18 protein-coding genes are annotated in these 19,177 nt (G+C 61.0%); 2 read left to right on the top strand and 16 right to left on the bottom strand.

Annotation, left to right across the window (positions count from 1 at the left end):
• Positions 1 to 112: 112 nt before the first annotated feature.
• The 12 genes from H567_RS0100810 to H567_RS0100745 all read right to left on the bottom strand — a co-directional run bounded on the left by H567_RS0100810 (position 113) and on the right by H567_RS0100745 (position 13,060).
• A complete protein-coding gene (locus tag H567_RS0100810; protein ID WP_028319933.1) occupies positions 113 to 1,417 on the bottom strand; it encodes a TRAP transporter large permease in 1,305 nt (434 codons plus the stop codon).
• On the bottom strand, positions 1,414 to 1,905 hold the full coding sequence (locus tag H567_RS0100805; RefSeq protein ID WP_028319932.1) for a TRAP transporter small permease: 492 nt from the start codon (positions 1,903 to 1,905) through the stop codon (positions 1,414 to 1,416). The genes H567_RS0100810 and H567_RS0100805 overlap by 4 nt, the downstream gene beginning before the upstream one ends.
• Before the next feature lie 183 nt (positions 1,906 to 2,088).
• Positions 2,089 to 3,111 (bottom strand): TRAP transporter substrate-binding protein, encoded by a 1,023-nt coding sequence (locus H567_RS0100800; RefSeq protein WP_028319931.1) that lies wholly within the window; start codon positions 3,109 to 3,111, stop codon positions 2,089 to 2,091.
• A gap of 332 nt (positions 3,112 to 3,443) precedes the next feature.
• On the bottom strand, positions 3,444 to 5,072 hold the full coding sequence (locus H567_RS0100790; RefSeq protein ID WP_028319930.1) for an acyl-CoA mutase large subunit family protein: 1,629 nt from the start codon (positions 5,070 to 5,072) through the stop codon (positions 3,444 to 3,446).
• Positions 5,073 to 5,344: 272 nt separating this feature from the next.
• Positions 5,345 to 5,743 carry a cobalamin B12-binding domain-containing protein gene (locus H567_RS0100780; protein ID WP_028319929.1) on the bottom strand — a complete coding sequence of 133 codons (399 nt, stop codon included), beginning with the start codon at positions 5,741 to 5,743 and terminating at the stop codon, positions 5,345 to 5,347.
• A 205-nt stretch (positions 5,744 to 5,948) separates the two neighbouring features.
• Complete coding sequence (locus tag H567_RS22325; RefSeq protein ID WP_084516696.1) at positions 5,949 to 6,689, bottom strand: GntR family transcriptional regulator; 741 nt, start codon at positions 6,687 to 6,689, stop codon at positions 5,949 to 5,951.
• A gap of 28 nt (positions 6,690 to 6,717) precedes the next feature.
• Positions 6,718 to 7,851: an acyl-CoA dehydrogenase family protein gene (locus tag H567_RS0100770; RefSeq protein ID WP_028319928.1), complete on the bottom strand. Its 1,134-nt coding sequence runs from the start codon at positions 7,849 to 7,851 to the stop codon at positions 6,718 to 6,720.
• A gap of 151 nt (positions 7,852 to 8,002) precedes the next feature.
• On the bottom strand, positions 8,003 to 9,193 hold the full coding sequence (locus H567_RS0100765) for an electron transfer flavoprotein subunit alpha (RefSeq protein ID WP_028319927.1): 1,191 nt from the start codon (positions 9,191 to 9,193) through the stop codon (positions 8,003 to 8,005).
• Positions 9,194 to 9,242: 49 nt separating this feature from the next.
• On the bottom strand, positions 9,243 to 10,034 hold the full coding sequence (locus H567_RS0100760) for an electron transfer flavoprotein subunit beta/FixA family protein (RefSeq protein ID WP_028319926.1): 792 nt from the start codon (positions 10,032 to 10,034) through the stop codon (positions 9,243 to 9,245).
• 81 nt (positions 10,035 to 10,115) lie between these two features.
• A complete protein-coding gene (locus H567_RS0100755; protein WP_028319925.1) occupies positions 10,116 to 11,306 on the bottom strand; it encodes a CaiB/BaiF CoA transferase family protein in 1,191 nt (396 codons plus the stop codon).
• Positions 11,307 to 11,485: 179 nt separating this feature from the next.
• Positions 11,486 to 12,592 carry an endolytic transglycosylase MltG gene (gene mltG / locus H567_RS22320; protein ID WP_051184351.1) on the bottom strand — a complete coding sequence of 369 codons (1,107 nt, stop codon included), beginning with the start codon at positions 12,590 to 12,592 and terminating at the stop codon, positions 11,486 to 11,488.
• A gap of 48 nt (positions 12,593 to 12,640) precedes the next feature.
• Positions 12,641 to 13,060: a hypothetical protein gene (locus H567_RS0100745; protein WP_028319924.1), complete on the bottom strand. Its 420-nt coding sequence runs from the start codon at positions 13,058 to 13,060 to the stop codon at positions 12,641 to 12,643.
• Between the two features lie 594 nt (positions 13,061 to 13,654).
• Between H567_RS0100745 and H567_RS0100735 the strand changes: the two genes are divergently transcribed.
• Positions 13,655 to 14,479, top strand: coding sequence for an alpha/beta fold hydrolase (locus H567_RS0100735; protein WP_028319922.1), 825 nt, complete (start codon positions 13,655 to 13,657; stop codon positions 14,477 to 14,479).
• Positions 14,480 to 14,629: 150 nt separating this feature from the next.
• Entirely contained in the window at positions 14,630 to 15,739 is a 1,110-nt protein-coding gene (gene ald / locus H567_RS0100730; RefSeq protein ID WP_028319921.1) for an alanine dehydrogenase, read from the top strand.
• Positions 15,740 to 15,766: 27 nt separating this feature from the next.
• Here the strand turns inward: ald and trpA are convergent, their stop codons facing one another.
• Genes trpA through trpC form a run of 4 tightly spaced genes read right to left on the bottom strand, consistent with a single transcriptional unit; the run spans position 15,767 to position 19,176 of the window.
• The gene (trpA, locus tag H567_RS0100725; protein WP_028319920.1) at positions 15,767 to 16,528 is read right to left on the bottom strand and encodes a tryptophan synthase subunit alpha; all 762 of its coding nucleotides are present in this window, start codon (positions 16,526 to 16,528) and stop codon (positions 15,767 to 15,769) included.
• Positions 16,521 to 17,744 (bottom strand): tryptophan synthase subunit beta, encoded by a 1,224-nt coding sequence (gene trpB / locus H567_RS0100720; protein WP_028319919.1) that lies wholly within the window; start codon positions 17,742 to 17,744, stop codon positions 16,521 to 16,523. The genes trpA and trpB overlap by 8 nt, the downstream gene beginning before the upstream one ends.
• Positions 17,741 to 18,382 (bottom strand): phosphoribosylanthranilate isomerase, encoded by a 642-nt coding sequence (locus H567_RS0100715; RefSeq protein ID WP_028319918.1) that lies wholly within the window; start codon positions 18,380 to 18,382, stop codon positions 17,741 to 17,743. The genes trpB and H567_RS0100715 overlap by 4 nt, the downstream gene beginning before the upstream one ends.
• Positions 18,367 to 19,176: an indole-3-glycerol phosphate synthase TrpC gene (gene trpC, locus H567_RS0100710; protein WP_028319917.1), complete on the bottom strand. Its 810-nt coding sequence runs from the start codon at positions 19,174 to 19,176 to the stop codon at positions 18,367 to 18,369. The genes H567_RS0100715 and trpC overlap by 16 nt, the downstream gene beginning before the upstream one ends.
• Position 19,177: the final 1 nt, after the last annotated feature.

The following is a 19,177-nucleotide window of genomic DNA, read 5'->3' as shown; positions in this document are numbered from 1 at the left end:
TCCAGCATCCGGATGACGTTTTGACCGATCAGTCCTGTCGGCGGCATGCCTCTGTGTCGAGAGCGTGGCTTCTCATCATATCGAAGCCGCTGAGAACACATTTGGCGGGCCCCTAATGCATCAGATTCGGCAGGAAGGTTATGATTTGCGGAAAAATCATCAGCAGAACGACACAAAGGATATAAGCAGGCAGAAAATAGGCTACTCCCTTGAAGACATCTTCGAGCGGCACGTCCTTCGCCATCCCTCCGACGACATACGTCGTAGCTCCCACGGGGGGTGTCACAGCACCGAGGGTCGTAATGACGGTGATAGTAACACCGAACCAGATGGGATCATGTCCGAGTTCGGTCGCAACCGGGAAAAAGATCGGAATCGTGATCAGCAAAAGCGCCAGGGCATCCATCACCGCACCGCCGACCACATAGATGGCGAAGATAATGCTGATGATGACGACATCGGGCACAGGCAGGTCCGCCACCCAGGTGGCGATGTTATAGGGGATCCGGGTCACGGCGAGGAACTTGCCGAACAGCATGGCCCCCGCGACGATCATGATCACCATGCACGAGATTCGCAGGGTGTCGGTAAAGGAGGCGATAAACCCCTTCCAACTGAGGCTGCGCTGCGCGAGCGCTATTATCACGGCAAAAAAGGAACCCGCGGCCCCGGCCTCCGCGGGCGTAAAATACCCGAAGTAAAGACCCAGCATAACGAGAAGAAAGAGGAGCAGCATCTCGAAGGCGCCCGGCAGGGCCCTGAACTTCTCCCCCAGGGTCGTCCTGGGGCCTGCCGGCCCCCACGTCGGGTAGATGCGGCAGCAGAGGTATACGGTAAGGGTCAGCAGCACGGCCAGCAGGATGCCGGCCCCCACGCCGCCGTAAAACAGCCGCGCGATCGATTGCTCCGTCGAAAGTCCGATGATGATCAGCACGACACTCGGCGGAATGACGACGCCGAGCGTCGAACCACAGGCAATCGCCCCTGTGCTAAGCATCGGATCGTATTTATACTTCTTCATTTCGGGGAGGGCGACGGTCGTCATCGTAGCCGCCGTCGCCGCGTTGGACCCGCAGATGGCTGCAAACGCCGCGCACGCCATCACCGTCGCCATGGCGATGCCGCCCCGGATCTGCCCGACCCACTTGTAGGCGGCATTGTAAAGCCTCGAATTGACGCCCGAGTAGAAGGCCACCTGCCCCATGAAGATGAAGAGCGGAATGACAGTAAGGCCGTAGCTGGAGAAGGTACCCCAAAGGTCCGTTCCCAGCATCCCCAGGCCGGCCTTGAAGTTGATGACATACACGTAACCGCAGAACCCGACGATCGCCATGGCGAAACCGACCGGGATGCCCAGGAAAAACAGGGCCGCCAGGAGGACCAGGATCCCTGTAATGCCGATCATCGCTAGACTCACTTTTGGCCCTCCTCACGGGGAAAGAGTGTCCGCAGCAGATCCACCAGGAACACCAGGGCGAGAGCGCCGCACCCCAAAGCCATCCCATAGATGAAAGGGAAGTAGGGTATCCGCAGCGTCTCCGTAACCTCGCCGGTCCGCCACAGGGTGTTTCCATAACGGGTGATCTGCCAGGCGGCCATACAGAAGAACACCAGGCAAAGGAGACTGTTCAGGAAGGTGAGCCCTCTGCGAACCCCGGCCGGAAAGGAATTGTAAAGCACGTCGACGGAGATGTGTCCGCGCCGTATCTGCGTGCTTCCCAATGCAAACGCGCCGGCGATCGCGCCGAAATATCCCATCAGTTCGTAGGCACCCTGCACGGGCACCCAGACGATGCGAAGGAAAATGTTGGCGCAGGTCAGGAGGATCATCGCCGCCAGAAAAAGGCCGCCGATCCAAATGAGGCCGCGGTTGAGAACCCGGCTCATCTTGTCCAGAAAATCCATGTAACGCCTCCCCTCCCTGTCTGGTTCTCTTACTCCGCCCGGACCTGGAAGCCTTGGGCATCCCGAAAACCCGGCTGGAGCATCGGCTGTGCCCAACCCCACTGCAGGATCACGGACATCAGCCACCACGCAAAAGGTTCAAGCGTGATTCCCCGCAGGCACCTGCGGGGAATCAAGGGCCGCCTACTCGGCGTGCTTTTTGGATATCGTCTTGATATCCTGGATGATCTTCTCACCAGGAAGGCCTTTTGCCGTGGCATCCGCGATCCACTTGTCGACCATCGGCTCGAGCAGCTTGTTCCACTCGGCCTTTTCATCATCGGAGAACTGGATGACTTCGACGTTATAGGTTTCCTTGGACCAATCCATGGATTCTTTCACATGCGCATCCATGTACTCGCCTGTCCAAAGGGCCTGCTCGGCCCCCAGATCGTCCATCACCTTCTTGACATCATCGGGGAGGCGGTTCCACGAATCCATGTTCATCACAACGGCGAACGGATAGATGACTGTGTCGGTCATGGTGACGAAGCGGCAAAGCTCCGCGTATTTGAAATCCTTCATGACCTCCAGGGATGAGAAGAGACCCTGCACCACCCCTTTCTGCAGAGCCTCCGGGGTCGCGGACATGGGCATGCCGACCATGTTGGCCCCCCAGGCCTTGAGGATCTCGCCCGCACCGCCCGAGGCGCGGATATCCATGCCCTTGATGTCCGCCAGGGTCCGGACGGGCTTTTTCGTCATCAGGTTGGAAGGCGCCGTGGCAAACATCGTGAGAACCTTGACTTGCGAGAATTCGTCGGGCTTGTATTGGTTGTAGAGATCCCAGAGAGTCAGACTGGCGACTTTCGCATTGGGGAGATCCAGAGGCAGGCTGGTGGCGTTCGTGACGATAAAGCGGCCGGGCTGATAGGCCATGCACAGACACCCGATGTCGGCCTGCCCCCCGATGACCCCGTCCATCATCGCTTTGGCGTCCAATAGCGTTCCGCCGGGAAAGGTCTTGATGGCGACCTTTCCGCTGGTCCTTTTCTCCACCTCTTCTTTCCATCTTTCCATTTGCACGCACGGGAAGGTGGGAGCCGGGGGGAAATTGGCATAGTTCAGTTTGATCGGCTCAGCGACTGCAGGCACTGAAAGGAAGGTGGTTAAGGCGAAGGTGGCAAAAATGACGGCGGCCAGCAAAAAAGATACCCTTTTCAACATCTTTCAAACCTCCTCAGCTTCAACCCGGAACAGCTGAAATCGTTTCCGGTCCTGAATGCTGCCGGTGCCCCTTAAAGATTCGAGCGGGGGCACGTTCTAAAAGAGTGGATGACAGATTGCTCCCGTGGCCCCGAGAAACAGCGCTTCACCTCCTTTCCATACAGATCGATTGAAGAAAATCAGAAAACCCCTTTTGTAAAACGACGAAGTCCGTGACCATCACGATCCCGCTCCCGTCAAAACGGAGGTTGAAGAGCCACATGATCATCAGCCTCCGGCTCCGGTGCCGGGAACCGGTGCGGAAATCGGCCTGAAAGGCCCTTCGCCGAGGATCAAAAGATATTCGGCTCGACATACTCCCCGAACACCGCACGAAACATGTCCGCCATTTCCCCCACAGTGGCATACGCATTGCAGCATTCCACGAGGAAAGGCATCACATTTTCCTTTTTCTGCGCAGCCTTTTCAAGGTCTTTCAACGTCCTGCCCACCGCAGCTTCGCTACGCGATCGTTTGAGCTCCTTCAACCGATCGATCTGGAGCCTGGCCCACGCTTCGTTGTAGGCGTGGAGTTCGACCTCCATGTCGACCCCCTCGGTATACTGGTTGACCCCGACCTTGATCACCTCGCCTTTCTGAAGCTTCTTCTCATACTCAAAGGCCTGACGCGCCACCTCGCGCTGAACGAATCCCGAAGAGACCGCCTCCACCATACCGCCCACCTTTTCGACCTTTTCCATCTCTTCGAGGATCTTCTCCTCCATTTCCTTCGTCAGGGTCTCGATGAAATAGGAGCCCGCGAGCGGATCGACTGTGTCTCTCAGCCCGATCTCGTCCATCAGGATCTGGAAGGTCCGCAGCGAAAGCAGCGCCGCCCGCTCAGTGGGGATCGTGTAGGCCTCGTCAAAGGAGCAGAGCGCCGTGGTCTGCGCCCCGGAAAGCGCTGCCGCCAAAGCGTAGTAAGCCCCTCGCATAATGTTGTTCTCCGGTTGCTGTTTGGTCATACCCGACCCGCCGCCCCCGAAGATACCCCTCAGGAACAGGGCCTTCTTGTCCTGAACCCCGTATCGCTCCCGCAAGAGCCTCGCCCACAACTTGCGCGCCGCCCTGAATTTCGCCACCGTCTCCCACAAATTTCCATAGATGTTGAGGTTGAAGGAGAAGCGCCCCACAAAATCCTCAGCACGGTATCCCCTTGCGATGACATTGTCGATATAGGCGAAGGCGATCATGAAGGCGTAGGAAATCTCCTGCGCCGGCGTGCATCCGGATTCACGGATGTGATAGCCGCAGATCGAGACCGGGTTGCATCTCGGCAGGACCTTCATCGCATATTCGATGGTGTCTCCAATGAGGCGCACCGCCGGTTCGACCGGGTAGATCCAGGCTCCACGGCCGACGATCTCCTTCAGGATGTCATTCTGGGGGGTGGCCGATATCTTCGACCGGTCATAGCCGAATTTTTCGGCCACGGCCTGATACATGGCCAACATGACCGAGGCGACGGCATTGATGGTCAGTCCCGAGCCGATCCGGTCCAGAGCGATGTCCTTGAAGGCCATTTCGAAATCCCTCAGGGAATCGACGGCCATCCCCACACGGCCGACTTCGCCCTCCGCCATGGGGTGGTCGGAATCGTATCCCATCTGTGTCGGCAGATCAAAAGCAACATTCAATCCTGTCTGCCCATGCGAAATCATCAATTTGAATCGCTCGTTCGTCTCTTCCGGCGTACCGAAGCCCGTGTACTGGCGCGTCGTCCAATTGCGGCTTCGATACCCCATGGGATGCAGACTTCGGGTAAAGGGGAATTCGCCGGCATCACCCAGATCCTTATGATAGTCGAAACCGATACGCTCGAGATCTTCCGGAGTATAGACCGGCTTCACTTTAATGCCGGATTGGAGGACAACCTCTTTAATCGCATCCTTATCGTCTTTGATGTATGTGGCGACTCCCATGCTTTCCTCTCTTTCATTCCAACCACTCAGAGAGTGATCCGCTCATTCGAAGGCATAAAAATGATCGCATTGTTACATGTCCGGAAGATGATCCCGTTGCAGCACATGCTCATGCGTAAAAGCGAAACGTCGTCAGGCGGCAGAATCATGCGGGGTAGGCCTCCTTTCGCTCTGCCGTTCATTCCAGCGATCACCGGGTAGCGTGCCCCCAGGAACGCTTTATGAGCAGGAGCCGGATCCCGCGGGGTTTTTCCTTACCGGCGGAAAACCAATCATCTCGGCGAATGCTCGCGAATGAACTGAACGATTTCGTCAAATTTAGCGCCACCCGGAAAAACGCCCTTGATTCCCATCTCCTGCAGGCGCGGCATGTCCTGGTTTGGAATGACCCCACCCACCAACAGCAGCTTATCATCCATTTTTTCTTCTTTGATGAGTGCCGTCAGCTTCTGGCAGATCGGGATATGCGCTCCGGACATGATGGACAGGCCGATCACATCCACATCTTCCTGCATGGCCTGATTGACGATACTCGCCACGGTCTGGTGGAGGCCGGTGTAGATCACCTCCATACCGGCCTCCCGGAGGGCGTGGGCAACGACCTTGGCTCCTCGATCATGCCCGTCCAATCCAGGTTTGGCCAAAAGAACGCGTACTTTCCTTCCTGCCATCGCCTTCTCCCTTATCTCCGCTTACGGGTCACAACTGTTTTTCATCCGAAATGGGGCTTCCCTGATGCTCCCGGCTTCGATCTGCCCGCCTTCTGAAAAAGCACCGAAATCGATGCAATCCCCCTGGGAAGCTTCGACCTCATCACCATCACAAAATCCGGATACCCTAATATAAACTCACGGGGAGGGCGAGGCTTGCGAAACCCTACCCCTTGCGGGGGCGGGCAGCGCCCCCTTTGTCTTCCCCATCTTGGCTTTCGAGCGTGCCCAGCACCACATCCTGACCGCGCAGGATATGCTCCCGCACAATCCTTTCGACCCCCTCGGCATCCCGTTGGCGGATTCGTTCGAGCATCAGCCGATGATCCTGATTGCTGGTCTTCGCCATGTCTTCGATCTTCAGAATCACCTGGCGGTAGCGAAAGATCTGGTCCCTCAAGCCGCTGATCATCCGGATCAACCGCGGACTGCGGCTCAACCCGTACAAGAGGTCGTGGAAGGCGGTGTTGATCTTCGCCAGGGCCTCCGTATCCCCCTTTTCCAAGGCCCTTTCGTACTCTCTGATCTTCTCCTCCAGCGGCACGAGGTCCGCCTCCGTGTGCTTCAACGCCGCCAGCCGCGCAGCATAGCTCTCGAGGACGGAGCGGATGCCGAAGGTCTCCTCGATCTCGCTTCGACTGAGCCCCATGACAAAAAAACCGCCGCCCGGGTTCTGGCTCAGGAGGCCCTCTTTCTCGAGCTTGTGGATCGCCTCCCGCACCGGGGTCCGGCTGATTCCCAAGGCGGAGGCGACTCGGCTCTCGACGATCCGGCTTCCTGCAGGCAACTGTCCTTTGACGATCGCCTTTTTCAGGTTTTCATAGACGTATTGACCGAGGGACTTTCTGGCCGGCACGGAGGCCAGCGCCTTGAACAGGGGTTCTTCGCCTTTGGTCGATTTTCGCATCGATCGGGAGATTCCGTTGGAATGGCTCTCAGAGCCCGGCCCATCGGGCCAGATTGGTCTGCAGGATCTCATGGGTGCCCCCGCCGTAGAGCAGAAACCGGCTGTCTCGATAGTATCGCTGAGGGGTGTACTCCATGCTGTAAGCATAAGCGCCGAAAACGCGCGTGGCTTCGTCCGCGGCGCGGCATGCCGCCTCGGTGGCGAAATATTTCGCCATCGAAGCCTCCTTGAGGCAGGCGACCCGATCGTCGATCAAATGGGTCGTCTTATAGGTCAACAGGTTGGAGGCCTCCAGGTCGGTGGCCATGTTCGCTATTTTGGCCTGGATCAGCTGATACTTTCCGATGACCCGGCCGAATTGCGCCCGCTCCCTGGCATAGCGGATGGAGTCCGTCAGGCATGCCCGCTGCAGCCCGATGGCGAGAGCCGCCGTCATAACCCGGATCTCGGCCAGGATATTCATCAGGTTGCTGAGCCCGCGCCCTTCTCCCCCGAGGCGGTGCGTCTTCGGGATCCGGCACTGGTTGAACGCGATCTCTGAGATCTTCGTCGTCCGGGTGCCCAGCAGATCAAAGGCCTTGCTGTGTGAAAAACCGGGGGTGCCCGCCGGGATAAAGAAGAAATTGAGGCCCTTGAGCTTTTTAGCCGGATCCGTCTGGCACAAAACCGTATAAAAATCCGCCACCGGTCCGTTGGTGACCCAGGTCTTCATGCCGTTCAGCACGTAGCCGTCGTCGGTCTCCTCCGCCAGGGTGCTGACGTTCCCCAGATCGGAACCGGCCTCCGGCTCGGTCAGGCAGAAACAGGCCACGAGATCTCCCCGCATGGCCGGCCGCCAATACCTTTCCCGCATCTCCTCCGTGCCATAGTGGAACAGAAAATTCGTTCCCATGAGGCATTGCATAGCCGTAATGGCGGCGACACTCATCAGCCCCCGCGCCAATTCTTCACAGCTGACGCAGAAGAGCGTCGTGTTACCGCCGGACCCTCCGTCCTTTTTCGGGTAGCGCAGCCCGAAGACCCCCAACTCCCCGACCCGCCGGAACATCTCCCTCGGGAAGTCGCCCTTTTCATCCAGTTCCTGGGCCTGGGGAATCAACTCATGGTCCACAAAGCGGGCCATGCTTTTTCGGATCAGCGTCTCTGCGTTCGACCTTATCATGCAATCCTCCACTGCAGCAGGATATCCTGGCAACCCGTTTCAGCGGCCTGTCCCAGCCTTGGGCCGGCTTCCCTCAAGAAAAGGGATAATCGTCCTCATTTAACGTTCAGCACCCCGGACCGCTGATGTTCTTTCTTGGATCGAGATCCCATCAGGAAGGCTGTCTGCTCTTCAACTGTTCGATCATCTGCGGAACGACATCCCGCAGATCGCCGACGATCCCCCAGTCCGCCACCTGGAATATGGGCGCACGCGGATCTTTATTGACAGCGACGATATAGCGCGCATTCATCATGCCGGCCCGGTGCTGTATCGCCCCTGAAATCCCGCAGGCGATGTAGAGTTCGGGCCTCACGGACTGCCCCGTCTGTCCTACCTGGCGATCAGCGCCAATCCACCCCTCCTCGACCGCCACGCGCGTCCCCGCTGTCACCCCCCCCAGCAGGCCCGCCAACTCTTCGAGCACCTCGAATCCGGCCCGATCACCGACCCCTCGTCCACCGGCGACAATCACCCGGGCCTGCGACAGGTCGACGCGTTGCCGCTCCTCTTTGACCACCTCCAGCACGACCGTTCCAGCTTCGTTCTCCGAAAGATCCACCGGAAAGGGGATGACCTCCCCCTGGTTCCTCGGAATTTCGCGGGCCTCCATCACGCCGGGTCTCACGGTCGCCATCTGGGGACGTGAAAACCGATTTGCAATAGTGGCCATGACGTTTCCCCCGAAGGCCGGCCGGGTCTGGAGCAGAATCCGCTCACCGGGATCGATCTCAAGTTCGGTGCAATCGGCCGTCAGCCCGACCCCCACCCGCCGGGAAACCCGGGGTGCAAGGTCCCGGCCCACATGGGTCGCTCCCATCAGGAGAACATTCGGCTTGTGCTTTTCGATCAGGTTTTCGATGACATCCGTGTAAGGGAGACTGCGGTAATTCTTCAGGACGGGGTCCTCTCCCAGAAAGACCTTCTCCGCGCCATGCCGCACGAGCGTTTCGGCGAGAGCGCCGACCCCGTCGCCCAGAAGCAGGGCCGCCACCTCCTGACCGAGTGCCTCGGCAAGCTCGCGGGCCTTGCCCAGAAGCTCCAGGGACACGGGGTGCAGCACCCCGCCCCGCTGCTCCGCAAAGACCCACACGCCCGATCGATCGCTGAAATCCGGTATCTCCCGCGGTCTGAGGTCGCTCTTGACGGCCTCCTGTTTGCACACCGCCAAACAAGCGCCGCAGCCCGTGCAGCGCTCGAGGATACGGGCCTTGCCGTCTTCCAGTTCGATCGCCCCGTAGGGGCATGCCTGGATGCAGCGCTTGCAGCCGTTGCACAACTCTCTTTCGATCCAAACCGTCATGGACGCTTCCCCTTTCACATGGACATGGGAGACCTGGCTCGGGACGTTTCTAAATCACCCTGATTTCCTTCAGCCTGTCGAGCAGCCCACTCACGACCGTCCGGGCGTCACCTTGGAGGATTTCACTCCGCCTTTGAAATTTGGGCGCAAAGGTCTTGATGACGTGCGTCAGAGACCCTTCGAGACCCACTTCCGCCGTCTTGAGGCCGAGATCGGCGACGTTCCAGACCTTGATCGGGGCCTTTTCCCTGCAGGCATCGATCAATCGGCCCACGTGCGGATACCTCGGAACGTTCAGCTCACCGATGACGGTTAGAAGCGCCGGCATGCGGCAGCGGATCCGCTCGAAACCGTCCTCGAGCCGTCGCCGGACGAAGACGGCATCCGCCTCGACCTTCTCGATCCCGCTGACATAACTCACATGAGGGATCTGCAGATAGTCCGCCACCTGTGGCCCGATCTGGGCCGTGTCCCCGTCGATCGCCTGACGTCCGCAAATCACCAGACCATAGTCCCCGATCACCTCGACGGCCCGGCCCAGAGTCGTCGAGGTCGCCCAGGTGTCGGCGCCTGCGAAGGCTCGGTCGGACAGCAGGATGCCTTCATCGACCCCCATCCCGATGGCTTCCGAGAGGACATCCACGGCCTGGGGCGGTCCCATCGAAACGGCGGTGACGCGGGCCTGCAGCGTTTCCTTCAACCCTACCGCCGCCTCGACCGCATGACGATCGTCAGGATTCATGATGCTCTCGATGCCCTCCCGGATCAGGTTCCCGGTCTTGGGATCGAGCTGCACCTCCGTCGTATCCGGGACCTGCTTGACCAGCACGATGATCTTCATGCACGACACTCCTGTCAGGGTCATGGGTTTCCCCGATTTCAAACCGGAGACGGGTTTTTCCAGCAGCCGACGCCTCGCCGCTTAGATGATCTTTTTCTCGGACAGCGCCTTTAGCGTCTCCCGGCCGAGATTCAGAAACCCGCCATAGACTTCTTCGTTGTGCTCACCAAAACGCGGGGGAAAGGTCATCCGCCGTCCGCTTTCCTTCAAAAACGGCGTCATCCAGGGGGGCGGCGCGAGTGTGATCTCCCTGCCTGTGCGCGGATCCCTGGCGGAAAGCAGGACATTTTGGACCAGCGGATCTTCGATCACCTCTGGAATGGACTGAATCTTCCCGACAGGGACGGTGATGGACTTGAAAACCGCGATCAGTTCCTCGGCCGAGTATCGGCGGGTGACAGCCTGTATGGCCTGGTTGAGCCTTTCGACATCGCTGATCCGGCCTGCGTTCTTGGCGTATTCGGGTTTGTCGAGTTCCTTGAACATCTCGAGGGTCACAATAGAGCGCCACTGACGATCATTGCCAACAGCCAGATAGATGTAACCGTCGCTGGTGGGGTAAACGGATACCGGAGCGAAGAATTCATGGGTGTTTCCCCGGCGCTGGATGGTCTTGCCGAAACTCCGGGTCAACGTAATGGGAACGGACAGCCAGGAAACCGAGGACTCGAACATGGACACGTGAAGACAGGCCCCCTCGCCGGTCGCCTGCCGCTGGTAGAGGGCCTTCATCAGAAGTCCGTAGGAATGCTCGCTCGTACCCAGATCCGGCAGCGGAACCCCCAGGACCTGCGGGTCACCGCCCTTTTCACCCGTCAGGGCCATCAGCCCCGAGCGGGCCTGAAGGATGGGATCGTACGCCGCCTCGTCGCATTCAGGGCCGAAGCCGCTGACCCCCAGCCAGATGATGTCCGGCTTGAGAGCCTTCAGGCTCTCGTAGTCGATGCCGAGTTTCCGGTAATTGCGCGGCAGCTGATTGGTGGCGAAGATATCCACCTTCATCTCCCGGACGAGCCGCTTGAAAATCTCCTGCCCCTCAGGCGCCGACAGGTCCAGTGTCAAGGCCTTTTTGCCCGCATTGATGCACAAGAAGTAGCTGTTCACCCGTTCTTCACCGAGGACATCGTCCCCGATGAGACGGTTCGGATCTCCATATACCGGGTGTTCGAGGCGGATGACCCGCATCCCGTCCTGCGCCAGGCGGTAGGTGAGATAAGGCAGCACCGTCGCCTGTTCCAGGGATAGAACCGTCAACTCCTTGAATAGGTCCATGGGAATCCTCGCTCAAGGGTTAGAACTTCAAATCGTGCTTATCGACACGGAGCATCCCCGACACGGGACATCGGCGACACGCGATGGGGCTGCTTGCGACACAGGGCGTCGTGCATCCACCGAGGATTTGAACGCTATTGAGCGTATACTGTATACAACCTCCCCTGTCAAGACAATTTTCAGGAAGCGCGCCGGCCCGCCCTCTGATAGCGTGCGACAGCACGCACGTGCTCCGAATAGGTCTTCGAAAAATGATGGGTTCCGTCATTCCTGGAGACGAAATAGAGAAAGGAGGTTTGGGCTGGATACAGCACCGCCCGGATGGAAGCACCGCCCGGATTGGCTATCGGCCCCGGAGGAAGGCCGGGAATGACATAGGTATTGAAGGCGTGGGGCTCTCCGAGGTGAGCCCGGGTGAGGTTTCCGTCGAAGTCCTTTAAGCCGTAAATGACCGTAGGGTCACTTTCGAGACGCATGTTTCTTTCGAGCCGGTTCAAGAAAACACCGGCTATCAGAGGACGTTCCTGCGCCGCGCCGGTCTCCTTTTCGACCATGGAGGCCAGGGTGACCACCTCGTGAAGAGACATCCCGCGTGCATCGATCGCCTCCTGCAGCGGACCGGCGACCTCCTTGAAACGCCCCACCAGCCTATCCAGGACCATGCGCGGGGGGGTATCCCGGTTGAAGAGATAGGTATCCGGGAAGAGATACCCTTCCAGGGTCTCTTCCTGCAGACCGTATCCGCGAATAAACTCAGGGTCTTGAGCCAGAGCCAGAAATGCGCGCTTTTCGGTGATATCACGCTCCTGCAGCAACGCAGCGATCTGATCCACTGTGTATCCTTCCGGGATCGTCACGGAATGCTGAATGACGGAGCCCTGGACGAAGGCCTCCAAGATGCGGGCCGGCGACCAGCGACGGCTCAGAAGATACTCCCCCGCCCGGATCCTCCCCCCGTATCCTTTCACCGACGCCCAGACCCGCACCGGTAAGGCGCGGCGGATCAACCCGCTTGTCTCCAGGTCCCGGGCCACAGCGGCCAGTCCAGACCCCGGCCTGATGACATAGACTTCCGCTGCTCCCCCCTCATCCATCGGCGTGTAGACGTAGTGGTTGATGCACACACACACCGCGATGGCCATCCCCGCGAGCCCCAGAAGCGCCAGGACGAGACAGAGCCTCAAGCGCCGGCGGAAGGCCCCTTTCGAGCGTTGAGCAGCATCGTCGTCAGGGACGATAACCGGTGGTTCTTCCTTATCCGAGATGTTTTTTTCTTCGGGAGCCACGTCATCTCCATCTCCGGGGTAAACCTCCCGGCTGCCTCCGCCTCTCCATCAAAGGCGACGCGTCTGCCCGCTCGCCAAGGCGAACCAGAAGCCGGCGGCGATCCCCCAGATTGCATTGTAGAGCAGTACGAAGGCCGGGGTCAGCCACCCCATTCCTGTCCCGAAAAGCCCCTTTCCGGCCGAAGGCAGCAACCACAGAAGCATAACGGCGGACGGTGCCAGACTCGCGATCAGCCCCCGCAGCAGATGGGATCTGGAGGCGATCGGCAAGAGCATCAGCCCTCCCCACAGCCCTCCCCAGACGATGCGCGGGTAGAGCCAAGCCAGGGTAAAATCCGGGGCCAGTTGAACGCCAAACCGGGCGGGGAGGCCTGCATCTCCCAAAAACCACACCACTATGCTGTTCACCAGGCCCCCGAGGCATCCGGCGCCGAATGCCAGGCTCAGCCGCCCTGCAAATGTGCCCATGATCTGCTCCTTCATCTGGACGCTGACACCTTCACGGCGGGCCGATCGCGCCGGCCATGCCGCGCAAGTCGGTTTGCTCAAAAAAATCACACCGGGCGGCACTCCCGGCAAGAGAACTGAAGGCCCGAAGCGGTCCGACCCCCCTTCCTCCGGGAACCCGGAAGATGCACCTCCGGCCTTTTCAAGAAGCGGGTTATCCGGGGACGAACAAGATATCTCCCCTCAAGAAACCTCTGCCATCGCAATAGAGGATATCCCTGCGCGCCCCGCCCTGCCGTCGCAAAAGCATCTCCGGAGGGGCACGGAGGTCCATCCGCGGCGCGCGTGATCGGGCGGATCGGATTACTGCCGCGTACACAGAGACGTATTGACAAAACCATATTTTGCTGGTTTTGTAAATGCAGTTCAGAGAAAGTTTGCATCCATCGGACGGCTGAGCTGAAATAAGGCAGTCTCCGAGGTTTCCGGTGATTTCGTTTGTGCAGGCATGCCAGGCCGCCCCGTCCGAAGGACGATAGGCCACAGCGAGGCGCGGTTTTTCGCCGGGATCCTCCCTGAATCCTCTTTTGGACCATCCTCGAAGGGAAACAGTCTATGTCATGGTTTGAGTTGGAAGGCCGCAGGATTTACTACGAGATTCACGGAAAAGGTGAACCGCTGGTCCTGCTTCACCACGGTTTCGGATGCAGCAAAATGTGGCAGGACCTTTATCCGGCGTTAGCAGAAAAGGGCTACCGGGTCATCCTTTACGACCGCCGGGGTTATGGCCGCTCGGACGAAGGCCGGGGTTTTCCTGATTTTTTCGTCAGCGACCGGTTCAGGCCCGAGAACAGGGAGGACCTGGCCGCCCTGATGGGGGGCCTCGGGATCACGGGATTCCACCTGATCGGCCAGTGCGAAGGCGGTGTCGTAGCGGTGGATTACGCCTCCCGCTACCCGGTGCATGTGAAAAGCGTCGTGATCTCGAGCACGCAGTGTTTCAGCCCCAAACCCATGCCCGAGTGGAACGTCGAAAAATTCACCAAGTCCTTCAAGGAATCGCCGCCCGAGATGCAGGCGAAATTCAACGATTGGCATGGACCGGACCGCGCCGAACGCCTCTATGAAATGTTCCGTACGAACGGCGGGGCCTATGGCACCGGGATGTTCGATCTGCGCGGGATCCTTCCGCGGGTCGTCTGCCCCGCGCTCGTGCTTTACCCGGACAGGAGTGCGCTTTTCGACGTGGAACAGGGGGTCGCGTTCTACCGGCATCTCCCCCGCGGCGAACTCGCGGTCCTGCCCTACTGCGGGCACAACACCTATGAATACAAGCCCGAAGAATATGTCCGCATCTCGTTGGACTTCCTCCAGCGGGCGGTCTCCCGAAAATACCAGGAAAAGGACCCGGGCATCTCGGCGACCTGTTGTGCCACGTGAAACACCGTGATCTTCCGCCCGCACGTTTGGTAACGACCTTCTCAGGCCTGCGTCTGGCTGGAGCGTGAGGGGCGGGTCCGGCGGTGCGCTCGACGACCCTCCTCAGCCCATGCCTGAACGGCCGGCGTCCTCTATGAAGGGAACTCCGCCATGATCATCGGTGTGCCGAAAGAAGTGAAAGACAAAGAATACCGGGTGGCGATGACCCCCGGAGGCGCATGGCAGCTCACCGCGGCCGGCCATGAAGTCAGGATTCAAGCCGGAGCAGGCGAAGAGAGCGGCTTCAGTGATGACCTGTATCGCGGGGCCGGCGCAAAGATCCTTTCCGCCCCGGAATCCGTCTGGGAAGCGGAAATGGTCGTCAAAGTCAAGGAACCCCAGCCCGCCGAATACCGGTATCTGAGGCCGGGGCTGGTCCTTTTCACGTTTCTCCACCTGGCGGCCGAACCCGACCTGACCCTGGAACTGCAGCGCCGCTCCGTCACGGCGATCGCCTACGAAACCGTCGAGGAAACCGACGGCTCCCTCCCGCTGCTCATCCCGATGAGCGAAGTGGCCGGCCGCATGGCGGTGCAGGTAGGATCCCGGTATCTGGAAAAGACCTGCGGCGGCCGCGGCAAACTACTCGGCGGCGTCCCCGGGGTGCGGCCCGCCGAGGTGGCGATCATCGGGGGAGGGGTCGTGGGGAGCAACGCGGCTCAGATGGCCCTCGGGATGGGCGCGAACGTGATCCTCCTCGACATCGACACGGCGCGCCTGCGGCACCTCGAACAGATCCTCCACGGCCGGTTCACTACCCTCAGCGCGAACGCCTTGAACATCGCCGAGGCCGTTTCCCGTGCGGACCTCCTGATCGGCGCCGTCCTGATCAAAGGCGCCCGGGCGCCCCGTCTCGTCACCCGGCAGATGATCGGCAACATGAAGCCGGGAAGCGTCGTCGTAGACGTATCGGTCGATCAGGGGGGGTGCGTCGAGACCACCCGCCCGGCGACCCATTCGGACCCCATCCATGTCGTGGAAGGCGTCCTCCATTACGGCGTCACCAATATGCCGGGGGCCGTTCCGCGAACCAGCACCTATGCCCTGTCGAACGCCACCCTCCCTTATATCGTGAAGATCGCCTCCCAGGGCGTACTCGAGGCCGCCCGGTGTACCCCCGCCCTCGCCAGAGGCTTCAACACCTGCGCCGGCAAGCTGACCTACCGGGCCGTATCCGAGGCCCTGGGCTCATCCTGTACGCCGATCGAGGACCTGTTATGACAGCCTGGGGGGGGCTGAAACACCGGCCTAACGGAGCTCTTCGAGAAAGCGGCGGGCGTCCTCCGGGCCGCCCCTTTCCATGCATCGCATCAGCTCGCTTCCGACAACGGCGATCTCGGCCCGCCCTCTGAGAAAGCCGATGTCCTCCCGATCCTTCAATCCGAAGCCGACAGCCAGCGGGAGGCGCGTCGCCTCGCGACAGCGAGTGAGATAGGCAGCCAGCCCGTTGTCGAAGCAGGTGACGGCTCCGGTCACGCCTTTCCGGGCGACGCAATACACAAACCCGTCGGCGGCCCCGGCAAGGGTGCGCATCCTCTCAGGGCTCGTGAGCGGCGAAAAGAGGACGATCGGAGACAGGCCCCGCCGCCGCAGCGCTCCGAAACAGGCCGAGCCTTCCTCCACCGGCAGATCGGGAAGGATGGCCCCTTTGAGCCCCCTCGCGCGGAGCGCCTCCGCAAAGGCCTCCAGCCCGTAGCGGTAGGGGATGTTGTAGTAGGTCATGACCAGAAAGGGGATATCGAACGCCTGCGCCGCCTCTGCAGCGAAATCCAGGCACTGTCCGACCGTGGCACCCCGTTCGAGGGCCTTCTGGTTCGCCCGCGCGATCACCGGACCATCCGCCAGCGGCTCTGAAAAGGGGATCTGGATCTCCACCATATCGACGCCGGCCGCCACCATCGCCTCGATCAGACGCAGACCCTCCGGGAAGGAGGGGTACCCCGCAACCAGATGGGCCATGACGAGCAGGTCCTTTTCCTCCAGCCGCTGCCTCAGCAGTGTTTCAAGCACGGTAACCCTCCGCTTTCCGGCGGATGAAATCACGCCATTTGAGATCGCCGAGGGCATCCGCCACTGTGAAGATGTCCTTGTCCCCCCGGCCCGATTGGTTGATGATCACCACCGCATCCTCCGGAAAACGGGGGATCTCCCTGAAGGCCAGCGCGAAAGCGTGCGCCGATTCGAGGGCCGGGATCAACCCCTCGGTCCTGACCGTCAAGGAAAGCGCCTCGACCACCTCATCGTCCGTAACGGCGTCGAACCGCACACGCCCCCGCTCATAGAGATCGGCAAGGATCGGAGACACGCCGATGTAGTCGAGGCCGGCCGCCACGCTGTGCGTCTCGAGCATCTGACCGTCAGGGTCCTGCAGGAAATACGTTTTGTATCCCTGCGCGACACCCGGCACGCCCCTGGCGGATGCCAGCCTGGCCGCATGAAGGCCTGTTTCGAGGCCCCGTCCGCCCGCCTCGGCGCCTACGAGCTCCACCGGATCGTCGAGGAATCCACTGAAAATCCCCAGGGCATTCGATCCGCCGCCAACGCAGGCGTAGACGCGGTCCGGCGGACGCCCCTCGCGCTCGAGGATCTGCAGCCGAGCCTCCTCGCCGATGATCGACTGGAACCAGACCACCATCGCTGGAAAGGGATGGGGCCCGCAGGCCGTCCCCAATACATAGTGGGTGTCCTCCATGTGGCTTACCCAATCCCGGAAAGCCTCGTTGATGGCGTCTTTCAGGATCCGGCCGCCGCTTTGGACCGGCACGACCTCGGCCCCGAGCTGCTCCATCCAGAAGACATTGGGACGCTGGCGCTGAACGTCCTTCTCCCCCATGTAAATGGTGCAGCGGAAGCCGAATCGGGCCGCCATGGTCGCGGTCGCGACCCCGTGCTGCCCGGCCCCGGTCTCCGCGATGACGCGCGACTTTCCCATGCGCCGCGCCAGAAGACCCTGCCCCATGACGTTGTTGGCCTTGTGCGCACCGGTGTGGTTGAGGTCTTCGCGCTTCACGTAGATTCGCGCTCCACCCAGGTGCCGCGTCAGGTTGCCGGCATAGGTCAGCGGCGTCGGCCGGCCTGAATACTCCCCCATAACAGCCCGGTATTCGGCCCAAAAACCCGGGTCGACCCGGGCCGCTTCGAAGGCGCCGGTCAACTCCTCGAAGGTCGCGTGAAGGATCTCCGGTACAAACCGGCCGCCGTAGTCCCCATAGTATCCCGCTCTCATGCCATCTCTCCGTCCGTCGGCGGCAAAGCCGCGATCGCGCGCATCACCGCCGCCAGCCTGGCCGGATCCTTCCGGCCGGGCTGCGATTCCACTCCGCTGTTGATGTCGATGCCGTAGGGGCGAACCGCCAAGACGGCGTCCCGGACATTTTCCGGCCCGAGACCGCCCGCCAGGATCAGGGGCCCCGGCAGGGAAACCCCTTGCAGGACCCGCCAGTCGAACGGCCTTCCGATCCCACCCCGATGGCCCGCGGACCAGGCGTCCAAGACGACCCCCCGCACCCGTCCCCGGTAGCGCTCCAGGGGACCGAGGCTGGCCCGGCCCTGCACCTGAAAGGCCTTGAGTGAATGCGGCATCAGGCGCCCGCACAGATCCGGGGGTTCGTCTCCATGAAGCTGGACCATATCGAGGCCGCACAAACGCATGATCCGCTCCACCTCGTCCACGGCCTCATCCACGAACACCCCGGTGGTCTTGACGAACGGCGGGAGGGCGCGGATGATCCGCCGGGCCGCCTCGGGGCTGATCCGCCTCGGGCTCGCCGCGAAGATGAAACCCAAGGCGTCGACCCCGGCTTCCGAGGCCATCAGGGCATCGTCGAGATTTGTCACCCCGCAGAGCTTCACTCTGACGCGCATGCCATCTGCCCCTCCGCCCGCCCGGCCTCCACCAGGGCCCGCGCCTTGCCGGCCGGGTCCCCCCCCGCCATGAGAGCGGTGCCGACCAGGACGGCGTCGACCCCGGCCGCCGCAAGCCGGCGGACGTCGTCAGGCCCCCTGATGCCGCTGGCGCTCACGACGGTGCACTCCGGCGGCAGCAGCGGCCTGATCTCGAGGGTCCGGTCGAGGTCCACCCGGAACGTCCGGAGATCGCGGTTGTTGATCCCGATCACCTTGGCCCCGCATTGCACCGCCTTTTCGGCATCCTCGCGGCTGTGGACCTCCACGAGGGCGGCCAGGTGGAAACGGTCCGCCTCCGCGATAAGATCGGTCAACCGCTCACGGCTGAGGGCCCGCGCGATCAGCAGAAAGGCATCGGCGCCGCAGCGGGCCGATTCCTCCACCTGCAGCGGATCGATGATGAAATCTTTCCGCAGCAGGGGCAATGGAACGGCGGCCTTGACCTTCGGCAAGAAGTCGATATCCCCCTGGAAAAAACGCCGGTCGGTCAACACCGAGAGGGCCGCGGCCCCGGCCCTGGCATACCCCGATGCGATGGGCACGGGGTCGCCGGGGGCGCGGATGGAACCGGACGACGGCGATCCGAATTTGATCTCGCCGATCAAGGCGATGCCTGTCTTCCGCTTCAACGCGCCGGTGAAATCCCGGATGGGCGCAGCGCCTCCTGATATCCGGGGCAGGCCCTTCAGCTTCAGCTGCCCAACCTCCCGGCGCTTCTCCTCCAGAATGGTGTCCAGGAAAGAGCGGTTCATC

It is taken from the genome of Desulfatiglans anilini DSM 4660, assembly GCF_000422285.1.
Classification (GTDB): Bacteria; Desulfobacterota; DSM-4660; order Desulfatiglandales; family Desulfatiglandaceae; genus Desulfatiglans; species Desulfatiglans anilini.
This window is presented reverse-complemented; position numbering and strand designations above follow the sequence as displayed.

Bases quoted from the DNA above. Each gene is read 5' to 3' on its own strand.
- H567_RS0100805 (WP_028319932.1), bottom strand. From the start codon at position 1,905: ATGGATTTTCTGGACAAGATGAGCCGGGTTCTCAACCGCGGCCTCATT.
- H567_RS0100800 (WP_028319931.1), bottom strand. From the start codon at position 3,111: ATGTTGAAAAGGGTATCTTTTTTGCTGGCCGCCGTCATTTTTGCCACC.
- H567_RS0100790 (WP_028319930.1), bottom strand. From the start codon at position 5,072: ATGGGAGTCGCCACATACATCAAAGACGATAAGGATGCGATTAAAGAG.
- H567_RS0100780 (WP_028319929.1), bottom strand. From the start codon at position 5,743: ATGGCAGGAAGGAAAGTACGCGTTCTTTTGGCCAAACCTGGATTGGAC.
- H567_RS22325 (WP_084516696.1), bottom strand. From the start codon at position 6,689: ATGCGAAAATCGACCAAAGGCGAAGAACCCCTGTTCAAGGCGCTGGCC.
- H567_RS0100770 (WP_028319928.1), bottom strand. From the start codon at position 7,851: ATGATAAGGTCGAACGCAGAGACGCTGATCCGAAAAAGCATGGCCCGC.
- H567_RS0100765 (WP_028319927.1), bottom strand. From the start codon at position 9,193: ATGACGGTTTGGATCGAAAGAGAGTTGTGCAACGGCTGCAAGCGCTGC.
- H567_RS0100760 (WP_028319926.1), bottom strand. From the start codon at position 10,034: ATGAAGATCATCGTGCTGGTCAAGCAGGTCCCGGATACGACGGAGGTG.
- H567_RS0100755 (WP_028319925.1), bottom strand. From the start codon at position 11,306: ATGGACCTATTCAAGGAGTTGACGGTTCTATCCCTGGAACAGGCGACG.
- H567_RS0100745 (WP_028319924.1), bottom strand. From the start codon at position 13,060: ATGGGCACATTTGCAGGGCGGCTGAGCCTGGCATTCGGCGCCGGATGC.
- H567_RS0100735 (WP_028319922.1), top strand. From the start codon at position 13,655: ATGTCATGGTTTGAGTTGGAAGGCCGCAGGATTTACTACGAGATTCAC.
- ald (WP_028319921.1), top strand. From the start codon at position 14,630: ATGATCATCGGTGTGCCGAAAGAAGTGAAAGACAAAGAATACCGGGTG.
- trpB (WP_028319919.1), bottom strand. From the start codon at position 17,744: ATGAGAGCGGGATACTATGGGGACTACGGCGGCCGGTTTGTACCGGAG.
- H567_RS0100715 (WP_028319918.1), bottom strand. From the start codon at position 18,382: ATGCGCGTCAGAGTGAAGCTCTGCGGGGTGACAAATCTCGACGATGCC.
- trpC (WP_028319917.1), bottom strand. From the start codon at position 19,176: ATGAACCGCTCTTTCCTGGACACCATTCTGGAGGAGAAGCGCCGGGAG.